Annotated in this window: 22 protein-coding genes and 1 pseudogene; 16 read left to right on the top strand and 7 right to left on the bottom strand. The window is 63.9% G+C overall.

Annotated features, from left to right (window positions below):
* Positions 1 to 5 precede the first annotated feature (5 nt).
* The 3 genes from TVNIR_RS15735 to TVNIR_RS15725 are packed head-to-tail and all read right to left on the bottom strand — an operon-like array spanning position 6 to position 3,448.
* Positions 6 to 488 carry a hypothetical protein gene (locus TVNIR_RS15735; protein ID WP_015260060.1) on the bottom strand — a complete coding sequence of 161 codons (483 nt, stop codon included), beginning with the start codon at positions 486 to 488 and terminating at the stop codon, positions 6 to 8.
* On the bottom strand, positions 481 to 1,569 hold the full coding sequence (locus TVNIR_RS15730; protein WP_015260059.1) for a ferritin-like domain-containing protein: 1,089 nt from the start codon (positions 1,567 to 1,569) through the stop codon (positions 481 to 483). The genes TVNIR_RS15735 and TVNIR_RS15730 overlap by 8 nt, the downstream gene beginning before the upstream one ends.
* A 13-nt stretch (positions 1,570 to 1,582) precedes the next feature.
* The gene (locus tag TVNIR_RS15725; RefSeq protein ID WP_015260058.1) at positions 1,583 to 3,448 is read right to left on the bottom strand and encodes a GMC family oxidoreductase; all 1,866 of its coding nucleotides are present in this window, start codon (positions 3,446 to 3,448) and stop codon (positions 1,583 to 1,585) included.
* 1,285 nt (positions 3,449 to 4,733) lie between these two features.
* On the opposite strand from TVNIR_RS15725, the gene TVNIR_RS19875 reads away from it, so the two are divergent.
* Entirely contained in the window at positions 4,734 to 4,985 is a 252-nt protein-coding gene (locus tag TVNIR_RS19875; RefSeq protein ID WP_237251658.1) for a helix-turn-helix domain-containing protein, read from the top strand.
* Positions 4,986 to 5,252: 267 nt separating this feature from the next.
* Here TVNIR_RS19875 and TVNIR_RS15715 read toward each other — a convergent pair whose 3' ends face one another.
* A complete protein-coding gene (locus tag TVNIR_RS15715) occupies positions 5,253 to 5,621 on the bottom strand; it encodes a cupin domain-containing protein (protein WP_015260055.1) in 369 nt (122 codons plus the stop codon).
* A 268-nt stretch (positions 5,622 to 5,889) separates the two neighbouring features.
* Here TVNIR_RS15715 and TVNIR_RS15710 point away from each other — a divergent pair, with 268 nt between their 5' ends.
* The 6 genes from TVNIR_RS15710 to TVNIR_RS21395 all read left to right on the top strand — a co-directional run bounded on the left by TVNIR_RS15710 (position 5,890) and on the right by TVNIR_RS21395 (position 11,518).
* Positions 5,890 to 8,547 (top strand): DEAD/DEAH box helicase, encoded by a 2,658-nt coding sequence (locus tag TVNIR_RS15710; RefSeq protein WP_211263121.1) that lies wholly within the window; start codon positions 5,890 to 5,892, stop codon positions 8,545 to 8,547.
* Positions 8,544 to 9,665, top strand: a complete 1,122-nt coding sequence (locus tag TVNIR_RS15705) for a helix-turn-helix domain-containing protein (protein ID WP_015260053.1) — start codon at positions 8,544 to 8,546, stop codon at positions 9,663 to 9,665. Before TVNIR_RS15710 ends, TVNIR_RS15705 begins: the two co-directional genes overlap by 4 nt.
* A 186-nt stretch (positions 9,666 to 9,851) precedes the next feature.
* The gene (locus TVNIR_RS15700) at positions 9,852 to 10,277 is read left to right on the top strand and encodes a YchJ family protein (RefSeq protein ID WP_015260052.1); all 426 of its coding nucleotides are present in this window, start codon (positions 9,852 to 9,854) and stop codon (positions 10,275 to 10,277) included.
* Positions 10,278 to 10,501: 224 nt separating this feature from the next.
* Positions 10,502 to 10,954: a helix-turn-helix domain-containing protein gene (locus TVNIR_RS15695; RefSeq protein WP_043739833.1), complete on the top strand. Its 453-nt coding sequence runs from the start codon at positions 10,502 to 10,504 to the stop codon at positions 10,952 to 10,954.
* Positions 10,954 to 11,340: a PIN domain-containing protein gene (locus TVNIR_RS15690; protein ID WP_015260050.1), complete on the top strand. Its 387-nt coding sequence runs from the start codon at positions 10,954 to 10,956 to the stop codon at positions 11,338 to 11,340. The genes TVNIR_RS15695 and TVNIR_RS15690 overlap by 1 nt, the downstream gene beginning before the upstream one ends.
* Entirely contained in the window at positions 11,288 to 11,518 is a 231-nt protein-coding gene (locus TVNIR_RS21395; RefSeq protein WP_471546499.1) for a VapC50 family PIN domain-containing toxin, read from the top strand. Before TVNIR_RS15690 ends, TVNIR_RS21395 begins: the two co-directional genes overlap by 53 nt.
* A 103-nt stretch (positions 11,519 to 11,621) precedes the next feature.
* Here the strand turns inward: TVNIR_RS21395 and TVNIR_RS15685 are convergent, their stop codons facing one another.
* Entirely contained in the window at positions 11,622 to 11,792 is a 171-nt protein-coding gene (locus TVNIR_RS15685; RefSeq protein ID WP_015260049.1) for a cupin domain-containing protein, read from the bottom strand.
* A gap of 481 nt (positions 11,793 to 12,273) precedes the next feature.
* On the opposite strand from TVNIR_RS15685, the pseudogene TVNIR_RS15675 reads away from it, so the two are divergent.
* The 7 genes and pseudogenes from TVNIR_RS15675 to TVNIR_RS15645 all read left to right on the top strand — a co-directional run.
* Positions 12,274 to 12,486: pseudogene (locus tag TVNIR_RS15675) on the top strand (nucleotidyltransferase family protein); the annotation flags it as partial.
* Between the two features lie 115 nt (positions 12,487 to 12,601).
* Entirely contained in the window at positions 12,602 to 13,210 is a 609-nt protein-coding gene (locus tag TVNIR_RS15670; RefSeq protein WP_015260048.1) for a plasmid pRiA4b ORF-3 family protein, read from the top strand.
* 117 nt (positions 13,211 to 13,327) lie between these two features.
* Positions 13,328 to 13,525 (top strand): DUF2283 domain-containing protein, encoded by a 198-nt coding sequence (locus tag TVNIR_RS15665; protein ID WP_015260047.1) that lies wholly within the window; start codon positions 13,328 to 13,330, stop codon positions 13,523 to 13,525.
* 251 nt (positions 13,526 to 13,776) lie between these two features.
* Positions 13,777 to 14,031 carry a ribbon-helix-helix domain-containing protein gene (locus TVNIR_RS15660; protein WP_237251657.1) on the top strand — a complete coding sequence of 85 codons (255 nt, stop codon included), beginning with the start codon at positions 13,777 to 13,779 and terminating at the stop codon, positions 14,029 to 14,031.
* Positions 14,032 to 14,039: 8 nt separating this feature from the next.
* A complete protein-coding gene (locus TVNIR_RS15655; RefSeq protein WP_043739830.1) occupies positions 14,040 to 14,366 on the top strand; it encodes a type II toxin-antitoxin system RelE/ParE family toxin in 327 nt (108 codons plus the stop codon).
* Between the two features lie 267 nt (positions 14,367 to 14,633).
* Positions 14,634 to 14,846: a type II toxin-antitoxin system RelB family antitoxin gene (gene relB / locus TVNIR_RS15650; RefSeq protein ID WP_043739829.1), complete on the top strand. Its 213-nt coding sequence runs from the start codon at positions 14,634 to 14,636 to the stop codon at positions 14,844 to 14,846.
* Positions 14,830 to 15,102 (top strand): type II toxin-antitoxin system RelE family toxin, encoded by a 273-nt coding sequence (locus TVNIR_RS15645; RefSeq protein WP_015260043.1) that lies wholly within the window; start codon positions 14,830 to 14,832, stop codon positions 15,100 to 15,102. Before relB ends, TVNIR_RS15645 begins: the two co-directional genes overlap by 17 nt.
* On the opposite strand, the gene TVNIR_RS15640 is transcribed toward TVNIR_RS15645, so the two are convergent.
* Both TVNIR_RS15640 and TVNIR_RS15635 read right to left on the bottom strand, forming a co-directional pair.
* Positions 15,099 to 15,344 carry a HipA N-terminal domain-containing protein gene (locus TVNIR_RS15640; protein ID WP_015260042.1) on the bottom strand — a complete coding sequence of 82 codons (246 nt, stop codon included), beginning with the start codon at positions 15,342 to 15,344 and terminating at the stop codon, positions 15,099 to 15,101. The genes TVNIR_RS15645 and TVNIR_RS15640 overlap by 4 nt on opposite strands.
* Positions 15,337 to 15,672 (bottom strand): helix-turn-helix domain-containing protein, encoded by a 336-nt coding sequence (locus TVNIR_RS15635; protein ID WP_043739827.1) that lies wholly within the window; start codon positions 15,670 to 15,672, stop codon positions 15,337 to 15,339. Before TVNIR_RS15635 ends, TVNIR_RS15640 begins: the two co-directional genes overlap by 8 nt.
* Positions 15,673 to 16,309: 637 nt before the next feature.
* On the opposite strand from TVNIR_RS15635, the gene TVNIR_RS15630 reads away from it, so the two are divergent.
* Positions 16,310 to 16,507, top strand: a complete 198-nt coding sequence (locus tag TVNIR_RS15630) for a DUF2283 domain-containing protein (RefSeq protein ID WP_015260040.1) — start codon at positions 16,310 to 16,312, stop codon at positions 16,505 to 16,507.
* Positions 16,508 to 16,692: 185 nt separating this feature from the next.
* Positions 16,693 to 16,998, top strand: coding sequence for a nucleotidyltransferase domain-containing protein (locus TVNIR_RS15625; RefSeq protein WP_015260039.1), 306 nt, complete (start codon positions 16,693 to 16,695; stop codon positions 16,996 to 16,998).
* The last annotated feature ends 4 nt before the right edge of the window (positions 16,999 to 17,002 follow it).

Genomic DNA, 17,002 nt, shown 5'->3' with positions numbered 1-17,002 from the left:
CCTGGTTACGGGACATCGGGAAAGCGTGGCGGCTCGGCCCAGGTCCCGTATCCCGGACCCTTTGCCCCCGGCGGATTCGCGCCGACCGCGGGCCAGAGAAGCCCTTCGGTGTACGCGGCCGGCGAGACCACGAACGTCGAGTCGTGCTCCAGCACTCCGAAGGCATCCCGCCACGCGGCAGGGAGCTGGTACCAGGTGCCGATGTACCAGAGCTTGATGATGTTGCGTGCGATGGGCCCCAGCCGTTCGTCGCTGAGAATGCGGGCCCGCAACGACGCCTCCATCGCGGTGACATCGTCGCCGGACTCCGTCTGAATGGCACGGAACCGGCTGAGCAGTTCGCGGGTAGTGCCGTCTCCCACCACTTTGACGACGGTGGACAGGTAGGGCTCCGCCTGCCCGGTTCCCCGGAGTCGAAACAGCGGGAAGCCGGTCACGAAAGAGGAGAAGGCAAGGAAGTCCTGCAGGTTCTCCGCGCCGTTACTCATGGTCTCCCCCTTCCGAACTCCGGACGTCGAAGACGGGTGCAGCGTTGACGCCGTCCATCCCCGGAATCGGGTTCCGGATCAACTGTAGTGCGGATTCCTTGATGCGGAACATTTCGCCCACTGCGGCCTCGAGGAGCCCCGGTTCGCCGTTGAACGCTTGTGTCAGCGTTCCGAGAAGAGCCTGGTAGTCCGTGCCGAAGCGCACCGCGGCGGCATGCAGCTCGGAGTTCCTGGGGTAGTCGTCCAGACGGGCATTGCGCTTGACCGGGTAGGCGGATCCCCAGTCGACGGCGATGGGCTCGCCGCTCGGCTGGTCGGCCTCGTCCCCCTTCTGGTAGTAGCGCCCGAGCACGAGCTGTTGAAAGCGGTAGTAATGCGAGATCTCGCCTTCGTAGTCGTAAATCGCGCCGCCGATGCCCTCTCCCTGTTCGGAGATCAGGCGGATCGCCTCGAGGGCCGAGTCGAGGTCCACCACCGGGATGATCTCTCCGCCGCCCGAGTAGTAGAAATCGGGTGTGATCTGCCGGCTGGGGTCGCCGGAGAACAGGTTCTCGCCCCGTGCGCTCATCTCCTCGTGAAGGGATTTCAGCCCGCGGCCGATCTCGTGATAGAACTCGCCGATACTATAGAAATGCATCTCGGTGTCGTCGTCGTGCATGAACGTCGGCAGCACCGCACCTTCGGAGCGAGGGCGGCGCACGAACCCGGAGCCTTCTTCGGGCGAACGGGCGGGGCGCTCGATCTTTAGAAAGGTCTCCAGCGCTTCCCTGGAGAACGCCTGGATACCGACCTCGAAGTCGGTCTCTCCGTCCGGAAGCCGTGTCGGATATTGCGGCACGAAGCCCGGCCTCGTAAGTTCGGGTGAACCACCTACCGCGTTGAGCATGTTCGCCGCGAGTGTGAGGTGCAGCATTTCCTCCACGATGACCACCCGCAGGACGCGGGCTGCGTCCGAGTTGGTTCCCGGAGAGAGGGAGTACAGCGCCGTCAGGTAGGGCGGAATCGTGGCGTGTTCCAGTTGAAGCGCAGCGTGCAGGTACTTGTGCAGCTCTGCGATGCTCGTGATTTTTCGGAGGCTCATACCCTCTGACCCTCTAGGAGTTGGCTGCGGCGGTGGTGGTCGCTTGGTGCTGCTTGAGTTCCCGCACCATGTGCTTGGCGCTCAGGAACGACAGCGCCGACAGGGTGAGGGTCGTGTTGGCAGTGCCGATGGTCGGCATGCTGCCGGCACCGACCAGGTACAGGTTTTCGTGATCCCAGGAGCGCTGCCTCCAGTCCACCACAGAGTGATTCCGGGCATCCCCCATCACGTGCGTTCCGGCCCAGTGGTTGCCGCCCCGGATCACGTAGCCATCGCCCTGGTAACTGACGTAGCCGTAATCGATCGGGGAGTAGGTGGTACAGTCCTCCGCGCCCAGCCGCTGGTAGAGCCTGCGCGAGAGCTGCCGAGCGCAGGAGACGCCGGCCATGGTGTAGTCGGAAATACCGTAGGACACGATCGGGCGGAGGTTGCCGAGAGAATCCTTGTAGCCGCCTTCGACCGTGATCCGGTTGCTCGGCTCCGGGAGGGCCTCGACCATGCAGGCCAGCAGGACCTGGCGGGAAAGCCGGTCCACAAGCTTGTGCCGCAGGGCCGCTCCGAACGCGTTCTGCTTGTCCACGAACTCGTCCAGGTCGGTATACGGCGATCCCGTTGCCCACCCCCAGCCGTCGTTGTGCACGCCGACGCGGAAGGCCGCCTGCCGGCGCCGGAATGGGCCGCCGCGGAGGTCCTCGATGCCGGAGGTGCACTGCGTCCCGCGCAGCGAGCCGGCGATCTCCGGCGTCAGACCCCAGGTGAGGAGATAGGCGTGGTCCATCAGGTTGCGCCCGATCAGGCCGCTGCGCCCCGGCAACCCCGAGGCCAGCATCAGCCGGGCATTCTCGACCGCGTTGGCCGCGAGCACGAAGATGCGCCCGCGCACCGTCCCGGTCGTGTGTTCGGACGACGACGGATCGCGGTAGGCCTTGTACTCGATGTGGCTCACGCGGCCATCCGGCCCCACGTGAACCCGCGATGCCACCGTCTGCGCCAGCAGATCGACCCGCCCGGTGGCCAGGGCCTTGGCCAGGGTTTTCTTGGCGCTGTACTTTGCCTGGACCGGACAGATGGGAGTGCAGTTGATGTTTCCCTGGCAGCGCCCCCCCTCCTCGGCCGGGTGAACGCTTACCGCGCCAACGGGGGTATAGCCCCTCCCGTTGTCGTACCCGGGGTTGGGAATTCCGTTGCGGGCTTGTGGTGTACTGCGAATTGCGAGCGAGTAGGTTTCGCCGTCGAGCACCACCTCGGTACCGTCCAGGTTCCGGGCGAGCATCTTGTCGAGATACGACGGGGGCATCCTGCGCATGGGAAAGACGTAGTCGTCGCCGAAGTCCATACCGAGATAGTTCTGATCCTCGACATCGGCAGAGACGCCGAGCTCGAACTCCGCCTTGCGGTAATAGGGGGCAAGTTGTTGATACCCCAGGGGCCAGTCCAGCCCGACGCCGAAGCGGCTGCGCATCTCGAAATCCTGGGGCAGCATGCGCAGTGCCTTTGCTTCCCAGTGCATGGTCGTGCCGCCGACGACCCGGGTATACGTGCTGTCGATTGCCAGCGGACCCTTCTGCACCAGGTAGCTGCTCCCGTCGGTCTCGCCAGGCTGTAGCTTGCGCGTATCCGGACTCCTGGGCATCGGGGCATTGGAATTCTCCGGGTACGGGGAGTTGTTGTCCTTCGTCGGGGCAGCGTAGAACCGTTCCAGGTATTGCTGGTAAGCCGGGACCGTGAACTCGTGGCCGGGTCCTGCCTCCAGCACGAGGACGTGAAACCCATTGTCGCTCAGTTCCTTGGCGATGATGGATCCGCTCACGCCGGAGCCGACGATCACGGCATCGTAGGTCGTGTTCGCTGCTGTTGTGTGATCAACTTGACAGTTCATGCGCCTCGACTCCAGGCAGTCCGTACGTGATGTGCCCCGGTGCTGTGTCGCCCTCGGCGGCTTGTGAATCTGCCGAGGGAGATTCTGGTATTGGCATCGGGGTAAGAACGTCCAAAACGACTATGCCTGTTGTGTAGACGGGCATATTCCTATTAGTCAAGGCATATGGGGTGCCATCGCGAAAAAATGGCTCCCGATAAATCCGGATCATCGTTATATAATCGATTTCCTAATTATCCCGGAAGCTCCGCAAATTGGAACGGGCCGTCATCGAAACCACCGTCATCGCGAGGAGCGAAGCCTTTAGCCGCGAGCGCAGCGTGGCGGGACGGGCGATCCAAACGGCGTGAGTCGTCCCCACGCCGCCTGGATTATTCGCTGCGCTCACCCTGCGGGCCAGTCTTCGGCTGTTCAATGCGCTGCGCGCATTAGTGCCGCGCTACGCTCGCAATGACGAGCGACCGACGCAGAACGGCGTCGCACTCGCTGCGGAGGTTTCGTGATAATCAGCATCCCATCCCCGGGTCCATACCGGGGCAGGCGTTCGCGGAGAAACCGGGACTGCAGTGGGGCACCATCGGCACTCTGGTAACCCACATGATTTCATGTTGTCCTAGCAGTTTGTTTCTCAAGAGGATCGATTTTCGATGCCGTAGGGTGTCCTTGAAAGCAACCAATGGTGCGTGTCATTTGCTATCAAGCCCCGTGTGATCACATCCTTGTCAGCAGGGAACGGTTATTCTTGGTACGTGAGCTGATCGACATTCTCCTCGAGCTGCTGTTTCCGTGGGTTCCAGCCTTTCGGATACCTGATTATCACGGAAGCTCCGCAAGCTGGACTGGGCCATCTTCGAAACCAGCGTCATCGCGAGGAGCGAAGCCTTTAGCCGCGAGCGCAGCGTGGCGGGACGTGGCGATCCAGAGGGCGATGGTCCCCCCGCGCCGCCTGGATTACTCGCTGCGCTCGCCCTTCGGGCCAGCCTGCGGCTGTTCAATGCGCTATGCGCATTAGTGCCGCGCTTCGCTCGCAATGACGACCGACGCGGAGAGGTATCGCACTGGCTGAGGAGGTTTCGTGATAATCAGGTTCGGATATTGCGAGTTTCGTTTATTTCGAATGCTGTCGACTCAGGCCATCCGCCAACAGGACTCCGAACATGAGTACCCGTGACCCAGCCCCAAGCATTGCCCGATTCCAAAAACGGCACGCCTGGTCCATGCCAGTGCCGGGGAACTGAGCCGGTTACTGGCGGCGAAGCCACAGACGGACCGGGCGCAGATACGAATGGATGGGCACGACCTCGTCCTTCCCCGTCAGGCGCTGGCACTCTTGCGTGATCTGCTGGCGGAAATGGCGCAGGGAAACGCCGTGACCGTCGTGCCGACGCACGCTGAACTCACTGCGCAGGAGGCGGCCAAGCTCCTGAATGTTTCGCGACCGTATCTCGTGAAACTGTTGGAAGAGGGCAGGTTGCCCTACACGCGCGTCGGCGCCCACCGGCGCGTTCGCTACCAGGATTTGCTTGCACACAAGTAGAAGCAGGAGCAGGAGCAGCGGTCACAGGCTGCGCTGGATGAGCTTGCACGCCAGGCCCCGGAACTCGGCTTGGGCTACTGATGCGGTTTGTCGCCCTGCTGGATGCCTGTGTTCTCTAGCCCGCACCCCTGAGAGATATCCTGTTGCGACTGGCGGTCCCGAGTGCGTGGCCCGTTGCCGCGCGGATGCCCGGGTGCAGCCGCGCCCGGCTGGCGGTTCCGTGATCGATTGGAAATGAATGACTTGGCCCCGCTGCTGGGCCTCATGTCACATCGGTTCCGGATCGATGTCCTCGTAGGCATCGCGGGTGAACCGCGGGGTGCAGACGGCGAGAAAGACCAGATCGCCAGTGCCGACGTTGCGGATTCGCTGCGACGCACCCGGCGGCACCACGACCACGTCGCCCGCGCCGACTTTCAGCAGCCCCGCCCCGGCCACCTCGGCGCAGCCCTTTCCCTCGAGGATCACGTAGCGCTCGGTCACGCCGTTCAGGCGGTGAAGCCGTGTGGTCACGCCGGGTTCCACGCGGGCGCGCGCCACCGACACCGCGGCGTCGTCCGGCGTATTCCACCACTCGGTGATGTGGCAACGCTCCTCGAACCAGTACTCCGTCGGGGTTTGGACAGTCCGCGTCACCCGACGGTCCCTGATGCCGTTGGTGCCTTGGTCTGTATCGTTGCGCGGTACATGTTCGCGGCTCCCAGGTTGTTCATCGTCGCTGCTCGATTTCAGTCTAACCTCGCCGGCTGGGCGGGGTCTTGCGATTCAACACTGCACGGTGCGCCATCCCGGAGTGTGCCAGTGGAGCGACGCGTGTGCTGTCCCCGTGCGGGCGCGCACTGCGGTTGGAGCCGGTCCGTCAGGGCCGTTACGCTTCGGACCGTTGATTCCTGACAGGAAGCGCATGATGGACGTTACGGAGACGGGCCTGCTCGGATTGACCCCCGGTGGCCGGGTCGTGTGCGGGGATCCGGAGAGCCCTCTGTGTGCGGTTTTTGCCGAGAGCGAAGCGGCGGGTCTGGCGCACCTCGCGGGCCGGAAGGCCGCACACGGGGCTGCGGATGCCACATTGCTCTTTTGGCGGAGCATCGCCGAGGAATTCCTGCGGGCGATATGCCATCTGCCGGAGGGGTCGGACGATGCCCCAAGCGTGCCTCCCCCCGGAGCCACCCAACTGACAGAATGGATCCTGAACGCGCCTCCGATGCGGGGAGCGGAGTATCTCTCGGCGGCGGTGCTGGAAGCTGTCTGGAGCCGTTTGCAGGCCTGGACCCAGGACCGTGTGGTCGAGCTGGGCGGTGTCGCCGGCTTTCTGGAGGAGCACGCGCCATTGTGGTCGCGGGTCGGCAAGGTGACCGTGCACCTCGCCGAAAACAAGGGCGATGACACCCGGCCCTTCGCCTTCATGGCCTCCTACGCGTCGGGACTCGCCGCCTCCGGACGCCTGCGCCAACTGCCCCTGGGCAAGGCCCTGCAGGAATACGCCGGGGCGGGCAACAAGGCCGTTCTGCTCAAGCTGCTTCAGCCCCTGCACCGCGCTGGGCAGACCTGCCCCTTCATGGCGGAGCTGATCGAGAGCGGCGACATCTACCACCCGATCGCGTGGACACCTCAGGAGGCGCATACCTTCCTGCAGAGCATTCCCGCGTACGAGGATGCGGGGCTTCTGGTCCGCCTGCCGAACTGGTGGCAGAAACGCGGTCGCAGGCCAACAGTGACGGCGACCATCGGTGATGCCAAGGCGGGAGCACTGGGTCTCGATGCCCTGCTCGACTTCCGGCTCGATGTGGTGATCGATGGCGAGACGCTGAGTGCGCAGGAGGTGCAGACGCTGCTGCAGGGCGACGACGGACTGGTGTTCTTCCGGGGCCAGTGGATCGAGGTGGACCGCGAGCGGCTGCAACAGGCGCTCGACCACTGGAAGGCGGTCGAGGCCGAGGGCGGTTTGTCGTTCATCGAGGGCATGCGCCTGCTCGCCGGCGCGCCCGGGGACCTGAAAGACAAGGAGGAACTGGAAGAGCAGCGCGAGTGGGCCTTCGCACAACCGGGCGCGTGGCTCGCGGACACCCTGCGGCAACTGTCCGACCCGACGGCGTCCGGCCCGCCATCGGGGCTGCGAGCGACGCTACGACCGTATCAGGCCAGGGGGATGGAATGGCTCTGGTTCTGCGCCCGAACCGGTCTCGGAGCCTGCCTGGCCGACGACATGGGCCTGGGCAAGACCGTCCAGGTGCTGGCGGCGCTGCTGCGCAAACAGGCGGAACTGCCGGAGAGCCCGCCCGCCCTGCTGGTCGTTCCCGCCTCGCTGATCGGCAACTGGAAACAGGAGGCCGCGCGTTTCGCGCCGACCCTGCGCCTGTTCATCGCCCACCGCTCCGAGACGGCCGAAGCGGATCTGGCAGCACCGCCCCCGGAAACCCTGTCCGGCGCCGATCTGGTCATCACCACCTACGGGATGCTCACCCGGCTCGACTGGCCCGCCCGGGTCCGGTGGAGCTGGGTCATCCTCGACGAGGCGCAGGCGATCAAGAACCACGGCACCCGCCAGAGCAGGGCGGTGCGCAAGCTCGATGCCGAGGCGCGCATGGCCCTTACCGGAACCCCGGTGGAAAATCACCTGGGCGATCTCTGGTCGCTGTTCGACTTCATCAACCCCGGGCTGCTCGGCACCGCCTCGCAGTTCCGGGAGTTCGCCAAGACCCTGCGCAAGGATCACAACGCCCATTTCGGCCCCCTGCGCCGCCTGATCGCTCCGTATATCCTGCGCCGCCTCAAGACCGACCGAAGCATCATCGCGGATCTTCCGGACAAGACCGAGATGAAGGTGTACTGCGGGCTGACTGCGGTCCAGGCCAGGCTCTACCGGCAGACCGCCGGCCGCATGGAGAAAGAACTCGAACACAGTGACGGGATGCAGCGCCGGGGGCTCGTGCTGGCCTACCTGATGCGCTTCAAGCAGATCTGCAACCACCCGGACCAGTTGACCCGGTCGGGCGATTACGCCAACAGCGACAGCGCCAAGTTTCAGCGCCTCGCGGGGCTTTGCGAGGAGATTGCCTCGCGGGGCGAGAAGGCCCTGGTGTTCACCCAGTTTCGGGAAATGACCGAGCCGCTGGAGCGCAGCCTCGCGGGTGTCTTCGGACGCAACGGGCTGGTGTTGCATGGCGGCACTCCGGTGAAGGAACGCTCCCGAATGGTCGAGCGCTTCCAGCGCGAGGAAGGCCCGCCATTCTTCGTGCTCTCCCTGAAAGCCGGCGGCACCGGGCTGAACCTGACCGCGGCGTCTCACGTAATCCACTTCGACCGCTGGTGGAACCCCGCGATCGAAAACCAGGCCACCGACCGCGCCTTTCGCATCGGCCAGCGGCGTAACGTCCTCGTGCACAAGTTCATCACTTCGGGCACGCTGGAGGAAAAAATCGATGCGCTGATGGACGAGAAGCAAAATACGGCCGACGCGATTCTCGCTGATGGTGCGGAAAAGGCCCTCACCGAGATGGATGATCGCGAACTGCTCGAGTTCATCCGCCTCGACCTGAACCAGGCTGAAACCTCGCTATGAGCTGGAACTACAAACCCTATGTACCCGTGGCCCGACGCAGGGCCAAGGGGCTCCGGCACGTTGCCGCGATGAAAAAGCGGGGGGAAATCGTCGAACCGGTGGCGGCCGCCACCCCCCGGGGCCGGATCGCCGTGAGCTTCTGGGGCCAGGCATGGTGCGAACACCTCGAATCCTACAGCGATTTCGCGAACCGCCTGCCCCGTGGCCGCACCTACCTGCGCAACGGTTCGGTGCTGCATCTCGGCATGCGGCCGGGGACGATCGAGGCGCTGGTGATGGGCTCCGAGCTGTACCGGCAGAGCATCCGCATCGACCCGCTTCCCGCCGCGCAATGGGAGGCGCTGAAACAACGCTGCCAGGGCCGGATCGGTTCCCTGATCGAGTTGCTGCAGGGCAGGATTTCGGGCGAGATCATGGCCGTCGTGACCGATCGCGACACCGGCCTGTTCCCCCGTCCCGAGGAGATCCACCTGGGCTGCGACTGTCCCGACTGGGCAGACCTCTGCAAACACCTCGCGGCGATTCTTTACGGCGTCGGCGCCCGGCTGGACTCCGCTCCCGAGCTTCTGTTCACCCTGCGCGGTGTGGATCAGGCCGAACTGATCCAGGGCGATGCGACTGCGCTCTCCGGTGCGGGAAAACGGTCCTCACGGCAGACGCTGCCAGCGTCCGCCCTGAGCGATGTCTTCGGCATCGACATCGACGCCGACGATCCACCGGCCGACCTGCCGGTCCCCGCACCCAAGGTCCCGGATGCACGGGCCACAGACGATGCCGCGGTGACTCGGGACACTGGAACTGCTCGCAAGGCCGGAACTGCCGGCGGGGCCAGAACCGCTCGGGAGGCCGGCGTCGGCCCGACGCGGCGGGCTGCCAGGCGAACCGCGCGGAAACCGCCCGAAACCGAGACCGAGACCGAGACCGAGACCGGGATCGGAGCCACGCCCGCCGGCATTCGTGCCCTGCGCGAGCGCCTCGGCCTCTCCAGGGCCGCCTTTGCGGCAGAACTTGGCGTTTCTGCTCAGACCGTCGCCAATTGGGAGAATCGGGCCGGGACCCTGAGGCTCCAGACCCGGAGCCTGAACCGGCTGCGCCGGCTGAATGAAGCTTCCAGCTGACGGGCCCTATGCGGAGAGGCAATACCGATCCCGGACAAGGCGTTTCTACAATCCCGAACGGCGGTGGCAGCTCGCGTTCGGAAGTGACCGCTGACCCGCATTCGTCCAAGGCGGGCAGGTGATACCGGACCCCTTACCCTGGCAATCCGTTGACCCGGTCAGCCCATGTCTGTAGACGTGCGCGCCATGAGCAAGCGTGAGAAGCACGGTGGTGGAGCGGGCGAAGCCTGCCCTTGCGGGTCCGGCACGGCGCGTGAAGCCTGTTGCGGGCGCTATCTGGACGGGGAGGCCGCCGCGCCCACCGCCGAGGCGCTGATGCGTTCGCGGTACTCGGCGTTCGTGGAGGGGCGCCGGGAGTACCTGTTGCGGACATGGGCCGAGGAGACGCGTCCGGACGTGCTGGAACTCGATCCGGGACAGCGCTGGCTCGGTCTCAGCATTCGCGCCACCTCCGCGGGCGGGGTGGCCGACGATGTCGGCGAAGTGGAGTTCGTCGCCCGATCCCGGGTCGGTGGCCGCGGACTGCGACTGCACGAGCGCAGCCGATTCCGGCGCGTGGATGGCCAGTGGTTCTACGTGGATGGAAGCTTCCCCGGAAAACGGTTGGCCTGAGGGCTTGCACAGCGAAGGGCGGATTCGCTGCGACGCACCCGGTGGCACGATGCAGGTGACGACTGTGTTCTGTGCGGGACCCAGAGGGATACAGCGTGTACTTGCGGTGTCGGGGCGGGTGGGCTCGAGATGTTGCTACCGTGGGTTCCAGCCTTGCGGATATTGCGCGTTTCGTTTGTTTCGAATACTGTCGACTCAGGTCATCCTCCAAAAGGACCCCAAACATGAATGCCGTGAGCCTGCCCCAAGCATTGCCCGATTCCGAATCGGCACGCTTGGCCCATGCCAGTGCCGGGGAACTGAGCCGGTTACTGGCGGCGAAGCCACAGGCGGACCGGGCGCACATACGAATGGATGGGCACGACCTCGTGCTTCCCCGTCAGGCGCTGACACTCCTACGTGATCTGCTGGCGGAAATGGCGCAGGGAAATGCCGTCACCGTCGTGCCGACCCACGCTGAACTCACTACGCAGGAGGCGGCCAATCTCCTGAACGTTTCGCGACCGTACCTCGTGAAACTGTTGGAAGAGGGCAGGTTGCCCCACACCCGCGTCGGCACCCACCGGCGCGTTTGCTACCAGGATTTGCTTGCATACAAGCAGGAGCAGGATCAGCGGTCACAGGCTGCCCTGGATGAGCTCGCACGCCAGGCCCAGGAACTCGGCCTGGGCTACTGATGCGGTTTATCGCCCTGCTGGATGCCTGTGTTCTCTACCCGGCACCCCTGAGAGATTTTCTGTTGCGACTGGCCACGACCGGTCTCTTCGCGGCGCGTTGGACTGAGCGCATCCACGACGAATGGAGCCGCAACCTTCTGGAGAAGCGGCCGGAGTTGGCGGCGCAACTGGATCGAACCCGCAGGCTCATGAATGACGCCGTCGCCGACAGTATGGTCGGGGGGTACGACGCCTTGGTCGATAGCCTCAACCTTCCCGACTCCGACGACCGGCATGTTCTCGCGGCGGCTATCCACTGCCACGCGCAGGCGATCATCACGTTCAACCTGAAGGATTTCCCCCCAATCGGCGCTCGAGCCTTATGGCATCGAGGCACTTCACCCTGACCGGTTCATCGAACATCAGTTCGACCTGCATCAAGGACTGGTCATCGGCGCGGCAAAGAGCCATCGCGGGGCCTTGCGGAACCCACCGAAATCCGTAGCAGAGTATCTGGACACGCTGGCTGCTCAGGGCCTCGTGGTGACTGCCGACCGCCTTCGTGACTTCGAGCAATTGCTGTAGGAACCTGCTGGTTCTGGCTGGAGGCTGAGGTTCAACGGCTGCGGCTGACGGTTCCGTGATCGACCAGAAGCGAATGACTTGGCCCCGCCGCTGGGGCGTCACGTCACATCGGTTCCGGATCGATGTCCACGTGCGCATCACGGGTGAACCGCGGGGTGCAGACGGCGAGGAAGTCCAGATCGCAAGCACCGACGTTGCGGATTCGCTTCGACGCACCCGGCGGCACCACGACCACGTCCTCCGGACCGACTTCCAGCGGCGCCGCCGCAGCCACCTCGGCGCAACCCATCCCCTCGAGGATTGCGTAGCGCTCGGCACGCCCAAGGGGCCGATGCAGACTGCCTGGAACGCGATGCCGTACTCTGCACGATGACAGGCATCAAATGACCTCTTGAGAAACAAACTGCCACGCTGCACTGAAATCAGTGGGTTACCGGGATGCCGATAGTGCTGCGCCGCAGTCCCGTTTCTCGACGAACGCCTGCCCCGGTACGGACGGGGGTTGGGAGGCTGATTATCACGAAACCTCCTCAGCCAGTGCGACACCTCTCCGCGTGGTCGTCATTGCGAGCGAAGCGCGGCAATCCAGGCGGCGCGGGGAGGACCATCGCCGTCTGGATCGCCACGTCCCGCCACGCTGCGCTCGCGGCTAAGTCCGCCACGCTGCGCTCGCGGCTGAAGGCTTCGCTCCTCGCGATGACGCTGGTTTCGAAGATGGCCCAGTCCAGCTTGCGGAGCTTCCGTGATAATCAGGTGCCCTGTTTGGCTCGACGGCGAGAGATGCCGCTGAGGAGGGAAGCGATATCGATATTCTGGTGACCTTTGATGGCCCGGCCAGCTCGAAGCGGTATTTCGGTGTTCAGTTCTACCTGGAGGACCTGTTGACGTGTCCAGTGGATTTCGTCACCGACAAGGCGCTACGCCCGGAGCTGCGCCCGTATGTGGAAAGGGATGCCATCCATGTCTGATTTGTCTGGCGCGAAAAGCGACCCCGGCGCTGTGTCCATGCCCACACAGCGCGATTGATTGCCGCAAGGCAGTGACGGCACCGTCCACTTTTCCGACAAGGTACGAGGTCGAGCAGTGGCCAATCAGCGACGTGACGTGTTCCGCTTCCGGATCGAGCTTCTCGACATTCAGCCCCCGATCTGGCGGGAGATCCTGGTCCCGGCCAGTTATTCGTTCTGGGATCTGCACGTCGCGATCCAGGACGCGATGGGCTGGGAGGATTATCACCTGCACGAATTCCAGGTCCCCGAACCGGAGAGCGGGGAGCTGCTGCGCATCGGCTTACCGGACGACGAAGGGTTCGGTACGGGCACGGTGACGCTTCCCGGCTGGACCGTCGGCGTGATCGAATGGATCGAGGAGGCGGGCCAGACCTTCGACTACGACTACGACTTCGGTGATGGCTGGAAGCACCGCATCACACTCGTCGGCGTCGAGCCACGCATCAAGGGACAGCGCTATCCACAGTGCCTGGCGGGTGCCCGCGCCTGCCCACCGGAAGACTGCGGAGGGGTTTGGGGGTACGAGAACCTGGTCGAGGCCCTCCTGGATCCGAAGCACCCGGATCACGAGGACCTCCGTAACTGGGTTCCAAATGGTTGGGGGCCGGAGATCTTCAAGGCTTCCGATGTGCGTTTCGACAATCCCAAGCGGCGGTGGAAGCTCGTTTTCGGAGAGGCATGATTTCGTCATCTGCCGGTGGGCGCGGATCACCGAGATAGAGAATCGCTACCTGCGCGTGGTCTTGTTGTCCGACGGCGAGACCGTGCACAACGCATTTTTCGATCGAGGATTCAACCCATGAAGGTCAGCTACTTCGAGGACACCGACACCCTCTACATCGAGTTGCACGCGGGAGATGTGGCCGAGACGCGTGATCTGGACGAGAACACCGTGCTCGACCTGGATGCCGGTGGGCATATCTGCGCGATGACTTTCGAGCACGCCAGTCAGCGCACGGACGTGAAGCATCTCGTCGTCGAGGGGATCGCGGCCTGATCTCAGAACCCCCCGGGGGGGTCTTGTTTCGGCCAGGAGTCTGGCTGCCCAGAGCTTACGAGCACCGGACATCCGCGGCAAAGGCGCCGGGCCGAGGCCATCATCTTGATGACCGACGCTGTCGTACTTGTACGACACAACCAGCCAAAGAGCCGCCTGCGATGCTCGCTGTGAGACTCGACCGGCAAATGGAGAAGGAGCTTGTATTGCCAAATTTTGCCAAGGCCATCTAAACTCGGGCCATGACCACGATGAACATCTCCCTGCCCGAAAGCCTCAAGGCCTTCGTTGATGAGCAGGTTCGCCACCGCGGCTACGGTACCAGCAGCGAGTACGTGCGCGAACTCATCCGGCGTGACCAGGATCGCCTGCGGCTGCGCAACCTGTTGCTCACCGGCGCATCGTCGGCGCCCTCTGCACCGGTGAACGAGGCGTACTTCGACGGCTTGCGTGAGCATGTACGCAGTACCGCCCGGGCGGGTGGCAAGCCCAGCCGCAAGGCCTGACAGGCAGAATGAGCGTCAAGCCCGTGGTCCCGCGCGAGCAGGCCCAACGGGACGTCGAAGCCGCAGTCGATTTCTACCTCGCCGAGGATGCCGAAGCGGCCGCATTCGGCTTCATCGACGGCTTGCAGAAGGCCTACGCCCACATCAGCCGCCATCCCGCCACCGGCTCACCCCGCTACGCCCACGAACTCAACTTGCCGGGCCTGCGTCATTGGCACCTCCCGCATTACCCCCACCTCGTCTTTTACGTCGAACGCGCCGACCACATCGACGTCTGGCGCATTCTGCACGGTGAGCAAGACATCCCGTCGTGGATGCAGGAGTCGGACGGGTGATGATCCCGAGTCCGCGCGTGTGGGCATATCTGCGCGATGACCTTCGAGCAGGCCAGCCAGCGCACGGACGTGAAGCATCGCGTCGTCGAGCGGATCGCGGCTTGATCTCAGAACCTCCCCATGGCGACCTTGCTTCGGCCAGGAGTCTGGATGCCCGGAGCACACGAGCACCGGACATCCGCGGCATAGGCGCCGGGCCGAGGCCATCACGTTGTTGACCGACGCTGTTATACTTGTACGACACCACCAGCCAAAGAGCCGACTGCGATGCTCGCTGTGAGACTCGACCCGCAAATGGAGAAGGAGCTTGAACAGCTCGCCGCCGCTACAGGGCGCAGCAAGAGCTACTACGTGAAGGAGGCGCTTGCCGCGTACCTCGAGGACCGCGCCGACTACCTGCTGGCGCTCGCCGCCCTGGAGCGGAAGGAACCGCGCACGAGCCTGGCGGACGTGAGACGCGAGCTTGGCCTGGAACGTTGAGTTCATCGATACGGCCAGGCGTCAACTGGCCAGGCTCGACAGGAAGTGGCAGGCCGCCATCCTCGATTACCTCGAAGACGAGATCGCACCCCTTGACGATCCGCGCAGTCGCGGCAAGCCGCTCGTAGGCGACAGAAAGGGGCTTTGGCGCTATCGCGTTGGGGATTACCGCATCCTCTGCGAGCTACAGGACAACCACCTGATCGTCCTCGTGGTGACCATTGGGCATCGGCGCGAGGTCTATCGGAAGCGTTAGCCGTGCTGCATTGGGAGGAGTTGCTCGGTGTGGAAGAATGGCGTGAGCTTGCGCTTGATTGGGGGGAACTCGGTGATCAGATCACCGTAGCGATCCTTGAAATTCAGGCTCAGAGTCGGCCGGTCCTCGCTTTCGATATAGGCGTCGTTGAACGAGAAGAGTGATCGCTCGCCGCCGAGATGGGTCAGGGTGCCGATCGGCTCGCCGTGAAGGTGGACCGTAAGGACGGCGACATCAGGCATCTTGGTCGTCGTCCAACGAGTACGCGGGGGGGGCGCCGCCCTCGTCGGCTTCAGGATCGGCATCGTGAACGGCCTTGTTGCGAAGCGCCTCCTTGGTCAGAGCCCGGACAGCGGGAACCGCCTTGCGCGGGACGAGCGCAAGCTCGAGGTCCAGCGCATGCGCCAGCGCAACGAGGCTGGAGACGCGCAGATCGACGGTTCCCGCCTCGATGCGGGAAATCTGCGCCTGCGGGATACCCGCCAACGCGCTCAACTCGCGCTGGCTCAGCCCGCTGGCTGCGCGTGCGGCCCGGAGCCGTTCCGCTATCTCCTCCGTCCCATAAGCCATGTCGATGTTTAATACTGCATCAATAATATAATTCGATGTCGAATAAGGTATCGGCGACTGTGAAAGAGGTCAAGCTTCGGCCCAAGAAGGAGACGGAGGGAGAAGAAATAAATCCCTCCGTCCCATTTCCTGTAAGTGGATTCTCGGACAGGGTGGCGCCGTGCAGGTGCGCAAGCCGGCGGCGCTGGGGTGCGTGGGCGACCGGATGGCGGTTTCCCCTGACGGACCAGCGCAGACCTCTGAAGGGCTCGACACCAAGGGAAACGCAGAAAAAAGGGTCCTGTCATTGCGAGCGAAGCGCGGCAATCCAGGGGGTGAACACGAAATCAGTGCTTTATGGATCGCCACGTCGCTTCGCTCCTCGCGATGACGGATTAATCAGCGTTTCCCAAGGGAATGATGTCGATGAAGACGACAGCGTACTTCGACGCGACCCGCATCAGACCGGACCGCGTGGGAATCAGGGACGACTGGATTCGGCGAGTCCCGCAGTATCCGGAGAAAGAGCGCCGGCAGATGGATGGACATATCCGGCGGTGGGCGAGGATCGCCGAGATGGAAAATTGTTACCTGCCTGTGGTGTTGTTACCGGATGCGAAACCGTGCACAACGCGTTTTTCGATCGAGGATTCAAGCCATGAAGGTCAGCTACTTCGAAGACACGGATACGCTCTACATCGAGTTTCGGGCAGGCGACGTTGTCGAGACTCGGGATCTTGACGAAAACACCGTGCTTGACATGGATGCCGGTGGACATATCTGCGCGATGACCTTCGAGCACGCCAGCCAGCGCACGGACGTGAAACATCTCGTCGTCGAGGGAATCGCGGCGTAATCTCAGAACCGCCCACGGCGACCCCGTTTCGGGGTCGGGAGCCGGGATGCCCAGAGCATTCGAGTACCGGCCATCCTGGGCAAAGGCGCTGGGGCCAGGAAACTGCAGCCGAGCCTTCGGTTGAAGTCGAGGCGTTCCGGGCCTGTGCTAAGCTGCTGTTATGCCACACCGTTCAGGAAAGTGCGATGCGCCTGACAGCACAGCAGCGCCGGGTCATCAGGCGGGCCGCCCTCGACTGCTTCGGGCCGGAGGCGCGTGTCACCCTGTTCGGGTCGCGTGCTGACGACACGGCGCGTGGCGGCGATATCGACCTGCTGATCGAAACGCGGATCACCGACCCGCAAGAGATCGTCAACGCGGAAATCCGCTTTCAGGTGCAGGTTCAGCAGGCGATCGGCGAACAGAAGATCGACCTGCTCGTGAACTATCCTGGGCGTCGCGAACACCCGCCGATCTTTGCCATCGCCGAACGAACCGGGGTCAGGCTGTGACCGA

The organism is Thioalkalivibrio nitratireducens DSM 14787 (genome assembly GCF_000321415.2).
GTDB classification, from domain to species: domain Bacteria; phylum Pseudomonadota; class Gammaproteobacteria; order Ectothiorhodospirales; family Ectothiorhodospiraceae; genus Thioalkalivibrio; species Thioalkalivibrio nitratireducens.
This window is presented reverse-complemented; position numbering and strand designations above follow the sequence as displayed.